The organism is Microbacterium sp. NPDC090003 (assembly GCF_044748385.1).
Taxonomy (GTDB): domain Bacteria; phylum Actinomycetota; class Actinomycetes; order Actinomycetales; family Microbacteriaceae; genus Microbacterium.
The window spans coordinates 849469-862090 of record NZ_JBIVFW010000001.1; the positions used below are offsets into that span (position 1 = coordinate 849469).

Consider the following 12622-nt stretch of genomic DNA (forward strand, 5'->3'; position numbering starts at 1 on the left):
CAGAGCCCTCGAGGGCTCACTTCTGCAGCCACCGCAGCGGGATGTCGATGACCACGGAGGTCCCCTCCCCCTCGCTGCCGCGCCACTCGATCGTGCCACCGAGCTCGCCCTGGATGAGCGTGCGGATGATCTGCGTGCCGAGGCCCTGACCGATCCGCCCCTCCGGAAGCCCGTGCCCGGTGTCGTGCACCGTGACCCGGAGATTCTCCTCCGTGCGAGCCGCGTCGATCGTGACGAGCCCCTCCTGACCTGCGAGCCCGTGCTCGACGGCGTTGGTGACGACCTCGGTGAGCGCCAGCGCCAGCGGCGTCGCGTACTCGCTGGGCAGCACGCCGAACCGACCGGTCGACTGTGTCTGCGCACGTGTGTTCGGAGCGGAGGCGACCTCGGCGACGAGCTTGAGAACTCGATGGAAGACCTCGTCGAAATCGACCTTCTGGGTCAGTCCCTGGGCGAGCGTGTCATGGACGACCGCGATGGCGTCGACGCGTCGCATCGCCTGGGTGAGCGCGTCCCTGGCCTCGTCGGAGTGCGTCCTGCGCGCCTGGATGCGCAACAGAGAGGCCACCGTCTGCAGGTTGTTCTTGACGCGGTGATGGATCTCGCGGATCGTCGCGTCCTTGGTGATGAGCTCCTGTTCCTGATGACGCAGCTCCGAGACGTCGCGGCAGAGCAGGATCGCGCCGATCCGCGTGCCGTGATCCTTCAACGGAATCGCTCGGAGGGAGACCGTCACCCCGCGCGCCTCGATATCCGTGCGCCACGGCGCCCGTCCGGTCACGACGACGGGAAGCGACTCGTCGACCTGTCGGGACGGCGGGACCAGACGAGTGGTCACCTCGGCGAGGGACTCCCCCTCGAGTTCGTCGTCGAACCCCATGCGATTGAACGCGGAAAGAGCGTTCGGGCTCGCGAACGTCGTGATGCCGTCGACGTCGATGCGGATCAGACCGTCCGAGGCGCGGGGAGCGCCGCGGCGCGGCGAGGTCGGGGCCGCGAGATCCGGGAAGCTTCCGTCGGCGATCATTCGGAACAGATCGTTGGCGCAGTCGTCGAACGTGATCTGCTGACGGGAGGGCGTGCGCGCCTCACCGAGGTTCGTATGCCGGGTGACGACGCCGATGACGGACGGCGGCACGTCGCCCGAGCGCCGCGCGTTCACGATCGGCACGGCGCGCACCCGCGTGGGCGTCTCCTCGAACCAATCGGGTGACGACGAGTCCACGATCTCCGCAGTGTCGAAGGCCCCCTGCACCTGCGTGCGCCACTGCGGACGCACACGCTCCCCGACGATATCCCGATAGAAGAGGGTCGCCGCCCCACTGGGGCGGGCATGAGCCACTGCGATGAAGGAGCCGTCGTCGGTCTGCACCCAGACGACGATGTCGGCCGATGAGAGATCGGCGAGCAGCTGACCGTCTCCGGCCAGGCGATGCAGCCACTCAACATCGCCGTCGTTCAGACGGCCCTGGGCATGGGCGAGATCAGTGAGGGTCGACACCCCACCAGCCTACGGTCCTTCGCTCTAGAGGATCGCCAGCGACGTCGCGCGCCAGCGCCGGTCCAACCCCTCCAGGCGCACGGCGACGGCGCGCGTGCGTCCGGGACCCGCCACGATGACGACCGCCTCGATCACCCCGTCGACGGGGGCGGAGATGCGAAGGGAGCGGATCTCGAAGCTCGGGCGGGCCGGCACCACGCCCCGCGCGCTACGCGCCCGGGCCGAGAGGTTCGACCGCGTGACCAGGCTCCGATAGGCGTCTTCACTGAACCAGCGTGCGAGCTGATCGACCTCCCGCACACCGGCGAGCACCTCCAGCACACCGTGGGTGAGGCTGCGCAGCAGCGGGGCCGGATCGGGCAGCTCGACGGTCGGGGTCGGCTGCCGCGCGAAGTACTCATGAAGCGTCATCGTCACACTCTCAGTCGGGGGAACGCGAGCCAGTAGAGCACGCGGAGGCCTTCGCGCAGGGGCCTTCGGCAGAGGTATGTGGATAACTCGTATGTCGCCTCTCGCTCTCCCCTACGCTCGATCCGATGAACTGGGACAGGCTGTTTGAGGACCTCGAGGGTCAGCTCGCGTCGGAGTGGGAGGCGGAGCGCGCCGCTCTCGACGCGGAGTCGGAGCGTATGCGCATCTCACAGCTCCCGCTGCGAACGCGCCTCCGTGCGATGAGCACGCGGCGCGCATCGATCGTGGTCGAGCTCGCGAACGGACGACGGATGCCGGTGATCCTGCGCACCGTGGGCGCCGACTGGCTCGCGGCCGAGATCTCCACCGCGCTCGGCGCTCTCGCTCCCCGGTCGATGCTCGTCGTCCCCCTTCACGCGATCCAGAGCCTCGGCAGCGATCACGGGATGCTGTTGAGCAGCCTCGAAGAGGAGGCCGATCCCCCCAGCATCCTCCGCGAGAGGATGACGCTCGGATTCGTGCTCCGTGACCTGGCGCGCCGACGCGTCGCGCTCCACCTGAGCACCACGAAGGGCGACGACGTGCACGGGACCATCGATCGCGCGGGCGCCGATCACCTCGATCTCGCGGTGCACGATGCGGGCACCGCCCGACTGGCGAGTGCGGTGCAGAGCTTCCGGATCGTGCCCTTCGAGGCCCTGGTCGCGATCCGGCTCGCCGGCGATCAGCGCCTATGAGAGGTGGAGGCTCCCCAGATCTCGGGGAAGCTCGCCTCCTGCGACTGACGCCAGAGCGCCATCCGACGGGATTCCTCCGACTGCGCGGCCAGGTACCCTTCGATGCTCGGTTCCTCGATCCGCCATCGTGCGGGGACGCCGATGTGAGCGCCCCGCAGATGCCCGGCCACGACGAGCTCGATCACCTCGTCGATCTCGATGCTCAACAACTCCGCCACCTGCGCGGGGGCGAGGTAGCGCGGAGCGACGCGAGACGAATCGGGCATGCACCCATTCTGCCCCGCACGGCATCCGCACCGCATCCGGGCATCCCCGTTGTGGATAACTCTCGGGGCGTTTCGCGGATATCTGTGAGCATGGGTCGCCATGAGCACTTTCTCTCGGCCGCGTCGCGCCTTCTGGGGCGACCTCCGCTTCCTCATCGGGATCGTCCTCGTCGGGCTCTCCATCACCGGTGTCTGGCTGATCGTCTCCTCCGCGGACTCCGCGACGCCGATCCTGCAGGCCGACCGCACGATCGTCCAGGGCGAGACGATCACCGCCGCGGACTTCCGCGTCGTCGACGTCTCCCTGGGAGCGCTGACCGACGACTATCTGCGGCCCCAGGATCTCGCGTCCGACCAGGTCGCCGCCCGGACGATCGAGGAGGGCGAGCTCGTCCCGCACACGGCATCAGGGAGGGCCGACGACAGTCGGAGCACCACGCTCGTCATCGAGAGCAGCATCAGCATCCCCGAGGGCGTCGACGCGGGCACGGTCGTCGAGCTCTGGCAGGCGCCGCTCCTCGAAGACGGCCGCTCGCACGACGCCCCGCGCATCCTCGTCGCCGATGCGATCGTGGCGGAGGTGCTGGATGCCGAAGGGATGCTCTCCGCTTCGCGCAGCGCCGTCGAGATCGTGATCGACCGCGCCGACGTCGCCGATGTGCTCGCGGCGATCTCGGGCGCCGCAGCCCTCTCCGTCGTGCCGGTCGGTGCGGGGTCATGACGGGGCTGATCCTCGCCGTCGACGAGCCGCGAGCGAGTGCTCTCGCCCGCGAGCTCGAACTCGAGGGCGAGCACGTCATCGCGATCGTATCGGCGAGCTCGGCGACGGCGCTCCTCTCCGGCGCCCAGGCGCTCGTGATCCCGGCGAGCAGGGAGACGCTCACGCCGGAACTGGTGTCCGCCTGCGACCGGGCGGGCGTGCGGATCCTCGCCCTCGGCGGCGCGGAGAGCCGCCTGCTCCAGAAGTTCGGCATCGGGCCAGGGTTGCCCGTCGATGCCCCTGGCTGGCAGATCGCGCGCGCTCTCCGCGCGCCTGCCACGATCCAGGACCCCGCACCCGGCGACCTTCCGCATCGCCTGATCGCCGTATGGGGACCGCACGGCTCCCCCGGACGCTCGACCGTCGCGGTGCTGCTCGCCGTCGAACTCGCCCGCCTCGGTCGTCGTACCGCCCTCGTCGATGCCGACACCGTCGCTCCCTCCCTCGCGCTGCTCCTGGGCCTCGGCGACGATGCTCCCGGGATCGCCGCCGCGTGCCGACGTGCCGAGCTCAGCGGGCTCGACAGCGCGGAACTCACCCGTCTCTCCACCGTGGTGTCGACGAGTGCCGGAGACCTCGACGTGCTCCCCGGTATCAATCGCCCCAATCGATGGCCGGAGCTCTCGGCATCCCGCCTCACCCGTGCCCTGCAGACCTGCCGGGAATGGACCGAGGAGACGATCATCGACGTAGCGGGTTCGTTCGATGCGGACGAAGAAGCCACGTACGACGTTCTCGGCCCGCGCCGGCACGCCGCGACGACGGCCGCTCTGAACGAGGCGGATGCGATCATCGCGGTCGCCTCGGCCGACCCCCTCGGGATCAGCCGATTCCTCCGTGACTACGCGGAACTGCGCAATCTCACGGCACCGACGCCGGTCACCGTGGTCGTCAATCAGGTGCGCCCCGGGCCGCTGGGCCTGGATGCGCGCGGGCAGATCCGAAACACGCTCGATCGGTTCGCCGGAATCGTCGATCCGGTCTTCCTGCCCCACGACCAACGGGCGGCCGATGCCGCTCTCCTGCACGCCCGGCCGATGTCGGAGCTGACCCCGCGGTCAGCACTCGTCGCGGGTGCGCGACGCCTGGCGACCGCACTGGCCCCGGGCGCCGCTCCGATGACTAGTTCTGCCGATAGCTCGCGAGGAAGTTCCCGAGCCGTTCGACTGCTTCGCTCAGCACGCGCGGCTCGGGGAGCGTGACGATGCGGAGGTGGTCGGGAGTCGGCCAGTTGAAACCCGTGCCCTGCACGAGCAGGATCTGCTCGGAGACCAGCAGGTCGTACACGAGTCGCGCATCGTCGCGGATCTCGTGCACGTTCGGATCGAGTCGCGGGAACGCGTACAGCGCGCCTTCGGGCTTGACGCACGAGACGCCGGGGATCGACTCGAGACCCTGCCAGGCCACGTCACGCTGCTCGTGCAGCCGTCCGCTCGGCGCGATCAGGGCGTCGATGGACTGCACCCCCGACAGCGCCGCCTGCACCGCGTGCTGCGAGGGCACGTTCGGGCACAGACGCGTGGACGCGAGGAGGGTGATGCCCTCCAGGAAGCCCCTCGCGTGCTCCTGCGGCCCCGTGATGACGAGCCATCCCGAGCGATACCCCGCCACACGGTAGGTCTTCGACAGGCCGTTGAAGGTCAGGCACAGCAGGTCGGGCGCGAGGGTCGCGGTCGGGATGTGCACCGCGCCGTCGAACAGGATGCGGTCGTAGATCTCGTCCGAGAGCAGCAGCAGCTGGTTCTCCCGGGCGATCTGCACGAGGCCCTCGAGGACCTCGCGGGAGTACACGACACCCGTGGGGTTGTTCGGGTTGATGATCACGAGCGCCTTGGTGCGCGGCGTGATCTTCGAGCGGATGTCCTCGAGGTCCGGCTGCCAGCCGTTGTCCTCGTCGCAGAGGTAGTGCGTCGGCGTCCCTCCGGCCAGGCTCGTCATCGCGGTCCAGAGCGGATAGTCCGGCGCCGGGATCAGCACCTCGTCGCCCTCGTCGAGGAGCGCCTGCATGGTCATCGTGATGAGCTCTGAGACGCCGTTCCCGAGGAACACGTCCTCCGGTCCGAAGCGCGGGAAGTCCTCGATCTCCTCGTAGCGGCTGACGACCGCGCGGCGTGCCGAGACGATGCCCTTGCTGTCGCTGTACCCGTGTGCGCTCGGCAGCGCGGCGAGCATGTCCTGCACGATCTGCTGCGGCGCGTCGAAGCCGAAGATCGCAGGATTTCCGGTGTTCAGCTTGAGGATCCTGTGACCCTCCGCTTCCAATCGCGCCGCCTCGACGAGGGCGTTTCCGCGGATCTCGTACAGGACGTTCTTGAGCTTCGACGACTGGTCGAAGTGGCGCGTTGGTGTCATCGCCCAAGCCTACAGGGACGGAAAGAGGGCCAATCCGCATGGACTGGCCCTCTTCGATCCGGGTGGGATCTACTTCTTCTTCTTGCCCTGCGCCCGACGCTGCTCGCGGTTGCCGGCAGCCGGGGCCGGAGCATCCGTGCGCTGCCCGAACGCTCCGCGCGGCGCCTCCTCGGGCTCGGCCTGCGGCGTCTGCGTACGCGCGGCCGCCTGGCGCAGGCGGTCGGTCGCCGCCTGCTGGACCTGCCCACGGTCGTTGCGGACCTCGACCTCCCCGGCGTCGTTGGCCGCCGAGTACTCGAGACGCTGTTCGGTGGCTCCCTCTGCGAGACCCTTCGCCTCGACCTCGGTCACCTGCGAGTCGCCGGCACGACGCACCTCGACCTCGAGGTTGTAGAGGTAGCCGACGGACTCCTCCTTGATCTGCCCCATCATCGACTGAAACATCGCGTACCCCTCGCGCTGGTACTCGATGAGCGGGTCGCGCTGAGCCATCGCACGCAGCCCGATGCCGTCCTTGAGGTAGTCCATCTCGTAGAGGTGGTCGCGCCAGCGACGATCGAGGACCTGCAGCACCACGCGTCGCTCGAGCTCGCGCGTCGCCGCCTCGCCGAGCGCCTCCTCGCGGGCCTCGTATGCGATCTTCGCGTCGGAGAGCAGTTCACGGGTCAGTCCGTCGGCGGTGATGCCGCCCTTGCGACCGGCCGCCTCGGAGACGACCTCGTCGATCGTGACGCTCACGGGGTACAGGGTCTTGAGCTCGGTCCACAGAGCGTCGAAGTCCCAGCTCTCGTTGTGGCCCTCGCCCGTGTGATCGCGGACGACGCCGCTGATGGCGTCCTCGATGAAGTGCTGCACCCGACCGGCGATGTCGTCGCCCTGGAGAATGTGTCGGCGATCCGCGTAGATGGCCTCACGCTGACGGTTGAGGACGTCGTCGTACTTCAGGACGTTCTTGCGCATCTCTGCGTTGCGCGCCTCGACCTGCGACTGAGCACTGCGGATGGCCCGCGAGACGAGACCCGATTCGATCGGCACGTCATCGGGGAAGTTCGTGCGCGAGAGGATCGCCTCCGCGGCCCCCGACTGGAAGAGGCGCATGAGGTCGTCGGTGAGGCTGAGGTAGAACCGGCTCTCGCCCGGGTCGCCCTGACGACCGGAACGACCGCGCAGCTGGTTGTCGATCCGACGCGACTCGTGCCGTTCGGTTCCCAGGACGTAGAGGCCTCCGGCCTCGGTGACCTTCTCGCCCTCCTCCGCGACGATGCCCTTCATCGACTCGTAGGTCTCGTCCCACGCCGCTTCGTACTCCTCGGGGGTCTCGACCGGGTCGAGGCCCTTCGACTTGAGCTCCTGGACGGCGAGGAACTCGGCGTTTCCGCCGAGCATGATGTCGGTACCGCGACCGGCCATGTTCGTGGCGACCGTGACCGCTCCCAGACGACCGGCGCGCGCGACGATCTCGGCCTCGCGCGCGTGGTTCTTCGCGTTGAGCACTTCGTGCTTCACGCCCTTCTTCGCGAGCAGACGCGAAAGGTATTCGCTCTTCTCGACGCTCGTCGTACCGACCAGCACCGGCTGACCCGCGGCGTGGCGCTCCGCGATGTCCTCGACGACCTGGGCGAACTTCGCGGTCTCGTTCTTGTAGACCAGGTCGGGCTGGTCCTTGCGGATCATCGGCCGGTTCGTCGGGATCGGGATGACACCGAGCTTGTAAGTCGACATGAACTCGGCCGCTTCGGTCTCGGCCGTACCGGTCATGCCGGAGAGCTTCTCGTAGAGACGGAAGTAGTTCTGCAGGGTCACGGTCGCGAGCGTCTGGTTCTCGGCCTTGACCGGCACCGCTTCCTTCGCCTCGATCGCCTGGTGGATGCCCTCGTTGTAGCGGCGTCCGACGAGGATTCGACCGGTGTGCTCGTCGACGATCATGACCTCGTCGTTCATCACGACGTAATCGGTGTCCTTCTTGAACAGCGCGAGCGCCTTGATCGAGTTGTTCAGGAACGAGATGAGCGGGGTGTTCGCCGACTCGTAGAGGTTGTCGATGCCGAGGTAGTCCTCGACCTTCTCGATGCCGGGTTCGAGCACGCCGACGGTGCGCTTCTTCTCGTCGACCTCGTAGTCGACGCCCGCCTCGAGCGTGCGGGCGATCTTCGCGAACTCGGCGAACCAGCGGTTGGCCTCACCGGAAGACGGACCGGAGATGATGAGCGGGGTGCGGGACTCGTCGATGAGGATCGAGTCGACCTCGTCGACGACGGCGAAGAAGTGCTCGCGCTGGACGAGGTCTTCCTTGCGCCATGCCATGTTGTCGCGCAGGTAGTCGAAGCCGAACTCGTTGTTCGTGCCGTAGGTGATGTCGGCGGCGTACTGTTCGCGGCGCACGGCCGGGGTCTGGCCCGAGACGATGATGCCGGTGGTCATGCCGAGGGCGCGGTACACGCGTCCCATGAGCTCGGCCTGGTAGCTCGCGAGGAAGTCGTTGACCGTGATGACGTGGACGCCCTTGCCGGCGATCGCGTTGAGGTAGGCGGGGAACGTCGCGACGAGAGTCTTTCCCTCACCCGTCTTCATCTCGGCGATGTTGCCGAGGTGGAGCGCGGCGCCACCCATGATCTGCACATCGTAGGCACGCATGCCGAGCGTGCGCTTGGCCGCCTCGCGGACAGCGGCGAAGGCCTCGGGCATCAGCTGGTCGAGCGTCTCGCCCTTCTCGAAACGTGCACGCAGTTCGGCGGTCTCGTTGCGCAGCTCGTCGTCGGTGAGCTTGGAGATGTCCTCTTCCAGCGCTCCCACGGCTTTGACCACCTGGTTCAGGCGGCGGATGACCCGCCCCTCGCCGGCGCGCAGCAGCTTCTCAAGAGGATTGGCCACGTATGTCATCTCCCTGTTGGTGGGTAAAGTGCCGGCGCACGACGGAGCGCGCCCCGGGCATATGTTGTCATGTTACCGGGCCGTGACCTCCACGTCGCCTGCATGGCCACGCTCCCACGCTTTTCCAGGTATGCATATGCTGGGAAAGCACTTCAGGAGGTGGCGATGTCCGTTCGGCAGAGTCTGCTCGCGATCCTCGACCAGGGCCCCTGCTACGGCTACCAGCTGCGGCACGAGTTCGATCGACGCACGGGGTCGCGCTGGCCGCTCAACGTCGGCCAGATCTACAACACGCTCGAGCGACTCGAGCGCGACGGATTCGTCGCGAGACTCGACGCGGATGCCCAGGGGCACATCTATTGGCGGATCACCGCTGACGGATCGGCGGAGGTCGCCCGATGGCTCGCCTCCCCCGTCGTCCGCACGACCGCCGTCCGCGACGAGGTCGCGATCAAGCTGGCCGTGGCCGCCACACTGCCCGGCGTCGACGCACGCGCGGCCATCCGGGCGCAGCGCGCCGAGACGACGGAACACCTGGCTCGCCTGCGCGCGGAGGCGACGACCGTCGGGGATGTCGAGGATGCCGAGCAGCTGGCCCGTTCGCTCGTCATGGACTCCCTGATCTTCACCGCGGAGGCGGAAGAGCGCTGGCTCACGCATCTCGAGGAGCGGCTCGCGGCGCACCCCCGGCACGCTCTCGCGCTCGGGCTCACGCAGGAGCGCCCCAAGCGCGGCCGCCCGTCGAAGAGCACCGGCGACGCGGTGCTGATCTGAGGCACGCCCGCCGAACCCGCGTTCGCCACGAGCGGATGCACAGGCATCCGCTCGTCCGTGGAAAGTAGGATCGGGTCATGGCAGGTATCTGGGGCAGACGCAAACGCGAACAGGAAGCCCTCGCGGTCCAGGACGCAGATCTCGCACGCCGGGCGGAGCAGGCGCTCGTCTCCGCCGATGAGCGGATCCGGTCGACATCCGATGAGCTGGCATTCGCCGAGGCCGAGCTCGGGGAATCGCTGACGGGTGATCTGAAGAAGGCGCTCGCCGCCGTCCGCACCCACCTTCGCGAGGCGTTCCAGCTGCACCAGCTCAACCACGACGAGATCCCCGACACCCCCGAAGAGCTGCGCACGCGCAACGCGCGCATCATCCAGCTGTGCGACTGGGCGCAGGATCTCCTCGACGAGAAGACGGCCGTCCTCGCCGAGTCGGTCGCGAAGGTGCGGCGGGCACCCGAGGTGATCGCCAAGGTACGGGCGGATGCCGAGACCCTCACCGCGCGCATCCCGGCGACGACCGCCACGATCGAGCGCCTTTCGTCCCGCTACGCCCCGTCGGCGATGACCCAGATCACTGCGAGCGCGCGCGAGGCCGAGCAACTCATCGCATTCGCGGTGCACGGGGCATCGGTCTCGGAGCGCCGCCGGGCCGCCAAGCAGAACGAGGAGGCGAACCTCGCGCTCGAGACCGCCACCGAGGCGACCCGCCGCGCCGCGACCCTGCTCGACGCCGTCGAGGATTTCGAGATCGAGGCGCTGCGCGCGGAGTCCACCCTGGCCGAGGTGATCGCCGACTCACGGGGTGACCTGATCGCCGCGCGAAACGCGCCGCAGGTTCCCGCGGTGGCCGCCGCCGTCTCGGCCCTCCAGGAAGCGCTGAGTGCGCTCACCCCCTCGGGGACTCCGAACGACCCCTTCGCCGAGCTCTCCCGTCTGCGTGACGCGAACACCGGGCTCGACGAGGCGATCGCGACCGCCGAGCACCGCGCCGCGAACCCGCTCCCGTCCGTCGCCCAGGTGCAGCACGCCATCGACGACGCCGACCGCCAGCTCGGAGTCGCCCGCGGTCTCATCTCGGGCCACCGCGGGTGGATCGGTGCCGACGCCCGCACACGCCTCGCCGAATCCGAGCGACTGCGGGTGGATCTGAACGATCTCCTGCCCGCCGAGGAGACGCGCGAACGGGCGCTTCTCGTCGCGCGCCGCGTGGCGCACCTCGCGTCCGAGGCGCTCCAGCTCGCTCAGCGCGACATCGACTCGTCCCGTCCGCAGGATCAGGGCTGGGGCGGCGACGGCGGATGGGGCGGCGGCGGGTGGGGCGGAGGCGGCCGACGCGGAGGGGGCGGCGATATCGCCTCCGGCATCCTCGGCGGCCTCGTCATCGGCAGCCTCCTCGACGGCATCTTCGACTGACGCGTCGCACACGAGAAAGCGGCCCGGTCCCCTCAGGGGCCGGGCCGCTTTCCGTACGATCAGGAGGCGAGAGCCTCGGCGGGCGGGGCCTGCGCGCTCAGCGCGATGACACCGTAGTCCCAGCCCTTGCGGCGGTAGACCACGCTCGGGTGATCGGTGCGAGCGTCGACGAACAGGAAGAAGTCGTGTCCGACCAGCTCCATCCGGTCGACGGCCTCCTCCACCGTCATCCACTCGGCATCGAAGTTCTTCGTGCGGATGACGACGGGAGAGTAGGTCTCCTCCTCATCGTTCTGCACGGGGATGTTGCCCGTGGCCACTGCCCGCAGGACGTCGACGGATGCCGGCTCGACATCGATCCCCTCCAGGGCGCCGCTGCCCTTCTCGAAGTGAGCGCCTCGCGGGTGCTGGCGCCCGTCGACTCGCTTCTCCTTGGCGCGCCGCAACTGCTCGGCCATCTTGTCGACCGCGAGGTCGAGTGCGACGAACTTGTCGCCGTCGGTCGCCTCGGCCCGGACGACCGGGCCCTTGCTCACCAGTGTGAGCTCGACGGTCTCCTCCGGCACCTGGCCGTTGCGGTAGACCCGGTGGGTGACCTTCACATCCAGTCGTTGCGCGCGAGCCGCGAATGTCTGGATCCTGGCGATCTTCTCCTCGACAACGGTTCGGAAGCGATCGGTGATACCCACTCCGACGCCAACGATGCTCGTTTCCATTGCTGCCTCCTTGTCCCGGTCCTCCCGGCCAAGGGCGGACCGTGGTCGCCTTGTGACCCCCCACGCTAGTCCGCTTGGGTGCGGATGTCACGGGTCACTTCCTCCGTGTCGTGACAGAGTCTCCGATGAGTTTCCCGTGACGCGGCGTGGCGGCGAGCGCGACCGCACCGAGGACTCGATAGCCGGCCGCGGTGAGCGCTCGCGCCGCCTCGTCGAGCGTCGCCCCGGTGGTCACGACATCGTCCATCACCAGCACGGGAGCACCGTCGCCACGCCGACGCGCGGTCATGCTGCGCCGGACGTTCGCGGCTCGCGCGCGGGCATCGAGACCACGCTGATCCGCCCGACGCACCACCGACCGCAGCAGGGAGGACGGAGCGACGCCGGCTCGGCGCAGCAGCAGCTCCGGTACCCGATAGCCTCGTCGCCGGAAGGCCGATCTCGACGTGGGCACCGGCACGACAGGATGCGCATCCGCCGCGAGCGGCGCCAGCACCGCCGCGAGCGCCGTGCCGAGCGGCGCTGCGAGCAGAGTCTCGCCCTCGCCCTTCAACCGGCGGATGCACCGTGCGGCGACACCCGTGAAATCCAGAGCCGCCCGCACCTCGAGTCCGTTCGGCGTGATCACCGACCGGGGTGCGGGGCGCAGCTCGGCACGACAAACTGCGCAGAGCACCGTCCCTCCCGCACTGCAGCCCGCACACGATGCAGCGAGGAGGAAGGCGAGGAGTTCATCACCGAGGGATGCGAGGTTCGAGAGCGACGGCATCCCTCGATCATCGTGCGCCGACGGCCGCTCGTCCTCCCGGATGCCCACGT

The 12622-nt window shown here is 68.7% G+C and carries 12 protein-coding genes; 5 read left to right on the forward strand and 7 right to left on the reverse strand.

The window, feature by feature from the left end:
• Window positions 1-16: 16 nt before the first annotated feature.
• Entirely contained in the window at window positions 17-1501 is a 1485-nt protein-coding gene (locus ACIPVN_RS04235) for a sensor histidine kinase (protein ID WP_247622853.1), read from the reverse strand.
• Between the two features lie 24 nt (window positions 1502-1525).
• Window positions 1526-1912, reverse strand: a complete 387-nt coding sequence (locus tag ACIPVN_RS04240) for an Rv3235 family protein (protein WP_400439879.1) — start codon at window positions 1910-1912, stop codon at window positions 1526-1528.
• Between the two features lie 125 nt (window positions 1913-2037).
• Here ACIPVN_RS04240 and ACIPVN_RS04245 point away from each other — a divergent pair, with 125 nt between their 5' ends.
• On the forward strand, window positions 2038-2649 hold the full coding sequence (locus ACIPVN_RS04245; RefSeq protein WP_400439881.1) for a hypothetical protein: 612 nt from the start codon (window positions 2038-2040) through the stop codon (window positions 2647-2649).
• Here ACIPVN_RS04245 and ACIPVN_RS04250 read toward each other — a convergent pair.
• Complete coding sequence (locus ACIPVN_RS04250) at window positions 2637-2915, reverse strand: DNA-binding protein (RefSeq protein WP_400439884.1); 279 nt, start codon at window positions 2913-2915, stop codon at window positions 2637-2639. The two genes, ACIPVN_RS04245 and ACIPVN_RS04250, sit on opposite strands and share 13 nt — an antisense overlap.
• 100 nt (window positions 2916-3015) lie before the next feature.
• Here ACIPVN_RS04250 and ACIPVN_RS04255 point away from each other — a divergent pair, with 100 nt between their 5' ends.
• Window positions 3016-3636 (forward strand): SAF domain-containing protein, encoded by a 621-nt coding sequence (locus ACIPVN_RS04255; protein ID WP_400439886.1) that lies wholly within the window; start codon window positions 3016-3018, stop codon window positions 3634-3636.
• On the forward strand, window positions 3633-4877 hold the full coding sequence (locus tag ACIPVN_RS04260; RefSeq protein WP_400439889.1) for a CpaE family protein: 1245 nt from the start codon (window positions 3633-3635) through the stop codon (window positions 4875-4877). Before ACIPVN_RS04255 ends, ACIPVN_RS04260 begins: the two co-directional genes overlap by 4 nt.
• Here ACIPVN_RS04260 and ACIPVN_RS04265 read toward each other — a convergent pair.
• Together ACIPVN_RS04265 and secA are read right to left on the reverse strand one after the other, a co-directional pair.
• Window positions 4798-6027, reverse strand: coding sequence for a pyridoxal phosphate-dependent aminotransferase (locus ACIPVN_RS04265; RefSeq protein WP_400439891.1), 1230 nt, complete (start codon window positions 6025-6027; stop codon window positions 4798-4800). The two genes, ACIPVN_RS04260 and ACIPVN_RS04265, sit on opposite strands and share 80 nt — an antisense overlap.
• 69 nt (window positions 6028-6096) lie before the next feature.
• Window positions 6097-8898: a preprotein translocase subunit SecA gene (gene secA / locus ACIPVN_RS04270; RefSeq protein ID WP_400439894.1), complete on the reverse strand. Its 2802-nt coding sequence runs from the start codon at window positions 8896-8898 to the stop codon at window positions 6097-6099.
• Window positions 8899-9063: 165 nt separating this feature from the next.
• Between secA and ACIPVN_RS04275 the strand changes: the two genes are divergently transcribed.
• Together ACIPVN_RS04275 and ACIPVN_RS04280 are read left to right on the forward strand one after the other, a co-directional pair.
• Window positions 9064-9672: a helix-turn-helix transcriptional regulator gene (locus tag ACIPVN_RS04275; RefSeq protein ID WP_400439896.1), complete on the forward strand. Its 609-nt coding sequence runs from the start codon at window positions 9064-9066 to the stop codon at window positions 9670-9672.
• 77 nt (window positions 9673-9749) lie between these two features.
• Complete coding sequence (locus ACIPVN_RS04280; protein WP_400439899.1) at window positions 9750-11087, forward strand: hypothetical protein; 1338 nt, start codon at window positions 9750-9752, stop codon at window positions 11085-11087.
• 59 nt (window positions 11088-11146) lie between these two features.
• On the opposite strand, the gene hpf is transcribed toward ACIPVN_RS04280, so the two are convergent.
• Entirely contained in the window at window positions 11147-11803 is a 657-nt protein-coding gene (hpf, locus tag ACIPVN_RS04285) for a ribosome hibernation-promoting factor, HPF/YfiA family (protein WP_247622862.1), read from the reverse strand.
• Window positions 11804-11897: 94 nt separating this feature from the next.
• Complete coding sequence (locus ACIPVN_RS04290) at window positions 11898-12572, reverse strand: ComF family protein (protein WP_400439902.1); 675 nt, start codon at window positions 12570-12572, stop codon at window positions 11898-11900.
• Between the last annotated feature and the right edge of the window lie 50 nt (window positions 12573-12622).

What these genes read in the sequence shown, in the direction of transcription:
- ACIPVN_RS04245 (WP_400439881.1), top strand. Translation starts at nt 2,038, where the DNA reads ATGAACTGGGACAGGCTGTTTGAGGACCTCGAGGGTCAGCTCGCGTCG.
- ACIPVN_RS04275 (WP_400439896.1), top strand. Translation starts at nt 9,064, where the DNA reads ATGTCCGTTCGGCAGAGTCTGCTCGCGATCCTCGACCAGGGCCCCTGC.
- ACIPVN_RS04260 (WP_400439889.1), top strand. Translation starts at nt 3,633, where the DNA reads ATGACGGGGCTGATCCTCGCCGTCGACGAGCCGCGAGCGAGTGCTCTC.
- ACIPVN_RS04265 (WP_400439891.1), bottom strand. Translation starts at nt 6,027, where the DNA reads ATGACACCAACGCGCCACTTCGACCAGTCGTCGAAGCTCAAGAACGTC.
- ACIPVN_RS04290 (WP_400439902.1), bottom strand. Translation starts at nt 12,572, where the DNA reads ATGCCGTCGCTCTCGAACCTCGCATCCCTCGGTGATGAACTCCTCGCC.
- ACIPVN_RS04280 (WP_400439899.1), top strand. Translation starts at nt 9,750, where the DNA reads ATGGCAGGTATCTGGGGCAGACGCAAACGCGAACAGGAAGCCCTCGCG.
- ACIPVN_RS04240 (WP_400439879.1), bottom strand. Translation starts at nt 1,912, where the DNA reads ATGACGCTTCATGAGTACTTCGCGCGGCAGCCGACCCCGACCGTCGAG.
- hpf (WP_247622862.1), bottom strand. Translation starts at nt 11,803, where the DNA reads ATGGAAACGAGCATCGTTGGCGTCGGAGTGGGTATCACCGATCGCTTC.
- ACIPVN_RS04255 (WP_400439886.1), top strand. Translation starts at nt 3,016, where the DNA reads ATGAGCACTTTCTCTCGGCCGCGTCGCGCCTTCTGGGGCGACCTCCGC.
- ACIPVN_RS04250 (WP_400439884.1), bottom strand. Translation starts at nt 2,915, where the DNA reads ATGCCCGATTCGTCTCGCGTCGCTCCGCGCTACCTCGCCCCCGCGCAG.